Below are 6,868 nucleotides of genomic sequence, written 5' to 3' on the forward strand. Positions count from 1 at the left end.
GAGGCCGAGCCTCCTGATCTGCTTTACCAGGCAGAGCCTGGTAACGAGTACACGAGTGAACTCGCTTCTACGACGACAGGTATTTTCGGTTAATTAAGATTAATCGGAAATACCCAGTCTTTATACTTGTTGTCGCGATTTTCGATAATCCCGGTTAGTTTGTCCAAAATCTTTTCGGTGATGGGTCGGTTTGTGGGCAAGTGATAGTTTTCTACTCGCTTAATTGGCGTAATCTTCGCGGCGGTTCCGCAGAGGAAAATTTCGTCTGCAATCAACAGTTCCGATCTATCAACTGGTCTTTCTATGACTTCAATTCCTAAGTCTCTGGCGATTGTGATTACGCTGTCTCTGGTAATTCCTTCGAGAATATCTTGCTCGAAACCGGGAGTAACTAATTTACCGTTTCTGGCGACAAATATGTTCATTCCTGAAGCTTCGCTGACTTTTCCCTGAGTGTTCATCATAATTGCTTCGTCGAAGCCGGATTCTACTGCTTCTGTTTTAGCTAAAGCTGAGGTGATGTAAGCGCCGCTAATTTTACCTCTTAAGGGCAAACTGCGGTCTTCTTGCCGATACCAAGAGCTAATTCTACAGTTGACTCCTTCTTTTGGCAAATAGTCTGAAAGTTCTAATCCGTAGACAAAAAAGTCGGTTTCTACGTTGTGCAGTCGGGGGGCAATTCCTAAACTGGATGTGTAGATAAAAGGGCGGATATAAAATGATTTGGTTGGTTGGTTTTTCTGGACAAAATCAATAATTATTTGTTGGATTTTGCTGGCTGGTAAATCGCAGTGAAGGAAGCTGGCACTTTGACTTAATCTTTGACAGTGGCGGTCTAATCTAAATAGCAAGATTCGATCGGCATTTTGGGGGTCGGGAATTCCCCGCAACCCGCCTAAAACTCCGGTTCCATAGTGCAGTGCGTGGGTGGCTATGGAAATTTTAGCGTCGGTAAATGGGAGAAATTGGTTTTGAAAGTAGGCAATTGGCAGAAAACTATCCATGATTCAAGCTGGCGATGAGTAATGAGTCCGCGAGGAATGGTGAATTTGGTTATATTACCATAAGTTATAGCATTTGAGATTTGAGATTGAGAATGACTGATTTCATAAGGGTTTGAAGCTTGCCTACAGTTGGATTGTTTTTGAAGACTGGTATTATTCTTTTGTTGTGATATCACTTTATAAAATAATATCAAGAGCCGTCTGTTTGGTTGATAATTGTTTTGGGAAAAAGTGCGATCCTCTTCGTTGGCGTAGCCCCCGTAGGGGCGGGCTTCGCTAACGACTACAAACAAAAAATCAACCAAGGGGCAACAATGGCACGTAAATGTTTCATCATTGAAATGGGGATGGGTATAGACCAGCACGGGCAGGAACCGACTGTAGCCTGTGCAAGGGCTGTACGGAATGCGATCGCCCACAATGCTCTCCTAGGCGTCTGGGAAGTGGCGGGTTTGACTGACCCCAATCAGATGATTGTTGAGGTTAAGGTGGCTGTTCCTTACCCGGAACAGGTGCGGGAACAGGAGGTGTTGGCGGTGCTCCCTTTCGGCAGCAAAACTCTGATTGTGGAGCAAGGGGGCATGATTGTGCCAGGAAGGGCGATCGCCTCTCTGAATGATAAAAATGATGAAATGCTAATCGCTGTGGCGGCTGTGAGTGTTTTTGTGGACACTGAGGACTAATTAATTTTGTATTGTTTGAATAAATCGCCCGATCGCACTTGCTTGTTTCCGCGATCTGGCGATCGAACGCCTGTCTGTTAAAAAATAATTAATTTAGACTAAGTTGTAGGGTGCGCCGGAGATATGGCATGAAATATCGTAGAAAATCTGAGGCTCTGAGGCACGCTATAACTTAGTCTGTTCAACGGTATGGTTTATTTGCGCCTAGCTAGTTAATTTTGAAGTTTTAATCGATAATTTTTAATTGTTCAGGCGACCGGGTATGTAAGCAATCCAGCAAAACCCTACGATTAATAACAGCCACGTCGCTGTAATATTGCTGCCCAACAAGGTGCGGAGAAAATCTTCCATTCTTCTCAAAAATTATAGGGTTTAAAAGAATTTATTGCTGTTCCCTCTCGGAGCAGGAAAGGTAGAGTCCGATCGCGTTTTATGCGATCGGACTCTATTTCATATTAGGGCTGGGTGGTATCTGCCAACATTTGGTTAACCATTTGCAAGTGAGCCTGAAGGTTCGGCAACTTCTGGGTAGCCCAAGCCTTCAAGTCGGGATCTTGTCCCTGTTGAGATTGAGCCTGAAACAGAGCAATAGCCTGATTGTGGCTCTCGATCATAGCCTGCTTGTAAGCAGTGTCAAAACTTGTACCCGAGAGTCGCGAAAGTCGATCCATCAAACCTGTGTTCTGGGTACTCATCTCGGTTGGCAATTCAACCTGCTTTTGCATTACTAACTGCATCAGCTCTTGATTTGCCCGAGTGTGTTCCTCAACCATTTCTTGCCCGTATTGTTTCACACCAGCACTAGAACCGCGCTGCACTGCTAATCGGCCGAGATCCACTTCCAGCATACTCAGTTGACCTGCTTGCATGACAAAGGTTCTGTCTCTGCTGCTGAGAGAATTAGGCGAAGTTTCGCCACCTGCTGGACTGTTGGGAGAACGGCCGGGATTGTTGTTGCTCGGAGTAGTTGGACTGTTGGGAGAACGGCCGGGATTGTTGTTGCTCGGAGTAGTTGGACTGTCGGGAGAACGGCCGGGATTGTTATTGTTGTTCGGATCGGTAGCAGGAGAGCGTGGAGTAGTACGATCCTGGGAAGCGTTATCAGCAAGATCAAAAACTCGATCGCCCGACTGGTTTAAGCCGTGAGTGTGGCGGTTTAATTCTGCGAATCCCGGCACAGCTATCAAGGAACTAACGCCGGCAATTCCGGCAACTGTTACCAATGTTTTGAACAAACTTTTGCGATTGAGTGAAGTCATGAATTTCTAAGCCTCTAAGTTGTTTTCAAAAGTCCGCGCGTGCGAAACTATCCCGTAGGGAATCGCCCGAAACTACCGATGGGAGGGTGTACTGCCTTTCCGAAACAAGTTGATCAAACCAAACGCGCCCAAGGCACCCAGCCACCCGAAATTGTTGGGGCTATCGCGCCGAGCACTCAAAACTCCAGAATTAGTATCAGCCGGCGTCGATGTCGTACCGGTTGTACCAGTTGTACCGGTTGTACCCGTGCCACTCGTACCCGTTGTACCGGTTGTACCGGTGCCACTCGTACCGCTTGTACCGGTTGTACCTGTGCCACTCGTACCGCTTGTACCGCTTGTGCCTGTGCCACTCGTACCGCTTGTACCGCTTGTACCGCTTGTACCCGTGCCACTCGTACCGCTTGTACCGCTTGTGCCTGTGCCACTCGTACCGCTTGTACCGCTTGTACCGCTTGTACCCGTGCCACTCGTACCGCTTGTACCGCTTGTGCCTGTGCCAGTCGTACCGCTTGTACCGCTTGTGCCTGTGCCACTCGTACCGCTTGTACCGCTTGTACCACTGCCACTGGTACCCGTTGTATCCGTGCCACTCAAACCGCTTGTACCCGTTGTACCCGTGCCACTGGTACCCGTTGTATCCGTGCCACTCAAACCACTTGTACCCGTTGTACCCGTGCCAGTCGTACCGCTTGTGCCTGTGCCGGCACCGCTTGTACCACTTGTGCCACTGCCACTCGTACCGCTTGTACCGCTTGTACCCGTGCCAGTCGTACCGCTTGTACCGCTTGTACCCGTGCCACTCGTACCGCTTGTACCGCTTGTACCCGTGCCAGTCGTACCGCTTGTGCCGCTTGTACCCGTGCCAGTCGTACCGCTTGTACCGCTTGTACCCGTGCCAGTCGTACCGCTTGTGCCTGTGCCGGCACCGCCGCCAGCACCGCCGCCAGCACCGCCTGCTCCCGACTGGGCTGAAGCAGGCACTGCTAAGGAAACCGTTGCTAAACCTAAAGTACAAGCGCTTGCTAAAACAACTTTCAACAATTTAGAAGATTTCATGGTAATGCTTGCTTTTACGTAGAGTCTTGCGATCGCTATGTGATGTCAAAACCGCAGGGTAAAATTGACAGCCTAACGTGCAAATTTTCTAATCTTCGCTGCGGGATAATGAAGGTAATGGAGCCAATTTAGTCCCGTTCCCTTAATTATTTTCCCCCGATCAATTACAGCGCAGCCTTAATAGTTTATAAGCTATTACGTATCGTTCAACTTCGCCATTCGTCTTTAGGAATATTTGGCAAAATGGCGTTGTATTTCAGGTGGTGGATGATATTTGATTCGGCGGCCGGCTAGCTAAATCAAAACTTGCGCGCCGGGGATATAAACCGGGTTGAGCTGAAAATTTTTTGCTTGAGTAACGAGACATATAGGAATCAACCGTGTTTCTGAGACAAGCGCGCTGATATTCCTATAAATTTTCCCTTGCTGCTGGGGCTTTGAGCCAGAAATTCTTGATTTTCTCACCGTCAATTTTGGCTTAGCGCTCCGCCAGATGAGTTAGTTTAAAATTTTTTTGAGCGCTATTTTTCCTTAACTTGCTGCTGGCAATTTGGCCCCTGGTAGCATACAGATCAAACTTTCTCAGGAAACTAAATTCTCTCAAAACGCCCGATGGCTCGCTCTGAGTCGCCCTAACACCTACAACCCTGCAACAGCAAGGCTTTTGACTTGGATTTGAGTTGCCTCAAACAGCAAGGCGAACTGAGGGCTATCCGAGTCGGGCCCGCGCGAGATTAAATTAACCAGCGGCGGCGCACTCGTGAGAAATCCTTGTGAGTGCGATCGGGCAAACTCTGATATAGTAAAGCCACAGGTATGCCAGAGAGCGCTTGTTCTCTAACACATTTTCCAAGGGGAGATCAACTATGCTGCATCGAATTCTTGCCAGAAGTCGCTATCTAATGTTAATCGCTGTATTCGGTTCTTTTGCAGCGTCTGTGACGCTGTTGCTCTACGGTGCCCTGGAAACGGTCATTACCATCGGCCACACAGCTACAGTACCAGTTTCCAGCGAAAACTCGAAAAAACTGATTCTGTCTTGCATCGAAGTAGTAGATTTGTTTCTCCTCGCCACAGTATTTTACATTACTGCACTCGGACTTTACGAGCTGTTTATTGACGAGCGCATCAAAGTACCAGACTGGCTGGAAATTCACACCATCGATGACCTGAAAACCAAACTCACCAGCGTGATTGTAGTAGTGTTGAGTGTATTGTTTCTCTCTGAGGTAGTTCGGTGGAACGGCGGGACGAACATCCTTCCCTTGGGAGCGGGTATCGCTTTAGTAATCGCTGCGCTGACGTATTTTCTAAGTTCGCAGGTGAAAAAGCCGAAGTCAGATTAATGGCTGTTTGAGGAGGGAAATTACCCAAATCATCCCCAACCAGCAACGCCAAGCCCATTGCCTTGTCGGATCAGAATAAATTTAATATTACATCTGTCCTCAGAATGATAAAAATGCGCTCTAAAACTTGCTTTTAGAGAGAGGAAAGTAGTGGCTTCTAGTATATAAGATTAAATTTATGTTTAATAATTAGAGGTCATTATGCCAGAACAACAATTTGATACCTTACCTTCAGAAGCACAAGAACTCCCCCAAGGGGCGAAACAAATTTTTCAGGCGGCTTTTAAGAGCGCTAGTGAAGATGGAATGAGCGCCGATGGTGCTAGTAGCGTTGCTTGGAACAGCGTAAAATCTGAATACGTTCAAGGCGAAGGTGGCACGTGGCATCACAAGGGTGATGATACTAACCAAACCCGCAAATCTGTACAGTCTGGTGGCAATTAGTTATCAGCAATTAGTAATATCGTGTCCGCTAACATAACCCCTATCCGTTGTGTAGTGAGGGCTTCATTCCTCAAATTGTGATGATAACGAAGAATCCTTACTACCAACCAATTGCAGTGACGTTATTCTAGCGGGCATGATCTCATGAGTCATTAGCAATCTACTCATCACTTGTGGTTAATGCTTGACGTTGATAGCTGTTGGAATCGCGGTGGTACAGAAGTTAATCGAGCCTATTAATCGGCTGCCGCATATCCCATTGCAATTCGGCTAAAACGAGCAAGCTAAATACCATTACGGTTCCCGTAAATAGGAAAGACCAATCGCCCGTGTAAGGCACAATCAAAATCCCCAACAGGTGAAATAAACTTGCAGCTAAAAGCGCGCGCGATCGCACTGCAAATCCAGTCCCAAAATACCCAATTCCGCTCATTCCCAACCACAGGGGACAGAGATTTGCCAATAGTTTTTCCCAACAGAGAAAAATTGCTAAATCGGTCAGCAGCAATCCTAATAACATTAGTATTACCCAACCGTAAAGCACCCAAATCAGGCGTTCTATTTTGACCCAAGAGTATGTCATGCTTACCATTGCTGCTGTACCTACGAGGCTGAGCGCTGACCACAAACCGGCTTGCAGCATCCAACTCACAGAAAAAAATTGTGCTGTGCCGAACATGGCTATTAACAGCAAGCTCCACAGCAAGCAAGTTCGATCGAGACAAGTATAAAATTGTGAATAAAATCGATCTTTGCCCAGGGAAAACTGAACCTGCCAAAGCCCTTCTAAATCCTGAACCTCAATGTTAAGCGGTTTCCGGCGCAGAGGGGGAACTGAATAATTAAAAAAGGTCATATCTGACACTATTAAAATTTACAATTAGTTGCTTAGCTACTATCTCACCAGCAATCGCTCTAATTGCAATCTGTCAATCGGATTAATCTAGTTAATTGGATAATCTGCCGGCAGTAATAGTTATTCGATCGCAGCAGATAACTGTAGTTTAGACTAGCCAAAGATGAGAACGGTGGCAAAAGAAGAACTAGAGCCACCGCGCCGGGAGAGAATGAGA

7 protein-coding genes are annotated in these 6,868 nt (G+C 46.9%); 3 read left to right on the top strand and 4 right to left on the bottom strand.

What is annotated here, in order from left to right; translation table 11 throughout:
• Positions 1-89: 89 nt before the first annotated feature.
• The gene (locus QUA16_RS26775; RefSeq protein WP_333107306.1) at positions 90-1,004 is read right to left on the bottom strand and encodes a branched-chain amino acid transaminase; all 915 of its coding nucleotides are present in this window, start codon (positions 1,002-1,004) and stop codon (positions 90-92) included.
• A gap of 314 nt (positions 1,005-1,318) precedes the next feature.
• Between QUA16_RS26775 and QUA16_RS26780 the strand changes: the two genes are divergently transcribed.
• Positions 1,319-1,687: a Lin0512 family protein gene (locus tag QUA16_RS26780; RefSeq protein ID WP_333168719.1), complete on the top strand. Its 369-nt coding sequence runs from the start codon at positions 1,319-1,321 to the stop codon at positions 1,685-1,687.
• A 455-nt stretch (positions 1,688-2,142) separates the two neighbouring features.
• Here QUA16_RS26780 and QUA16_RS26785 read toward each other — a convergent pair whose 3' ends face one another.
• Together QUA16_RS26785 and QUA16_RS26790 are read right to left on the bottom strand one after the other, a co-directional pair.
• Entirely contained in the window at positions 2,143-2,946 is an 804-nt protein-coding gene (locus QUA16_RS26785; protein ID WP_333107309.1) for a DUF4142 domain-containing protein, read from the bottom strand.
• 72 nt (positions 2,947-3,018) lie between these two features.
• The gene (locus QUA16_RS26790; protein WP_333107311.1) at positions 3,019-4,005 is read right to left on the bottom strand and encodes a hypothetical protein; all 987 of its coding nucleotides are present in this window, start codon (positions 4,003-4,005) and stop codon (positions 3,019-3,021) included.
• An 866-nt stretch (positions 4,006-4,871) separates the two neighbouring features.
• Here QUA16_RS26790 and QUA16_RS26795 point away from each other — a divergent pair.
• Together QUA16_RS26795 and QUA16_RS26800 are read left to right on the top strand one after the other, a co-directional pair.
• A complete protein-coding gene (locus QUA16_RS26795; protein ID WP_333107312.1) occupies positions 4,872-5,351 on the top strand; it encodes a YqhA family protein in 480 nt (159 codons plus the stop codon).
• A 201-nt stretch (positions 5,352-5,552) separates the two neighbouring features.
• Positions 5,553-5,795, top strand: a complete 243-nt coding sequence (locus tag QUA16_RS26800) for a ChaB family protein (RefSeq protein ID WP_333107314.1) — start codon at positions 5,553-5,555, stop codon at positions 5,793-5,795.
• Positions 5,796-6,018: 223 nt separating this feature from the next.
• Here QUA16_RS26800 and QUA16_RS26805 read toward each other — a convergent pair whose 3' ends face one another.
• Positions 6,019-6,651, bottom strand: a complete 633-nt coding sequence (locus QUA16_RS26805; RefSeq protein WP_333107316.1) for a hypothetical protein — start codon at positions 6,649-6,651, stop codon at positions 6,019-6,021.
• Positions 6,652-6,868 lie beyond the last annotated feature (217 nt).

The organism is Microcoleus sp. S13_C3 (assembly GCF_036700905.1).
GTDB lineage: Bacteria > Cyanobacteriota > Cyanobacteriia > Cyanobacteriales > Microcoleaceae > Microcoleus.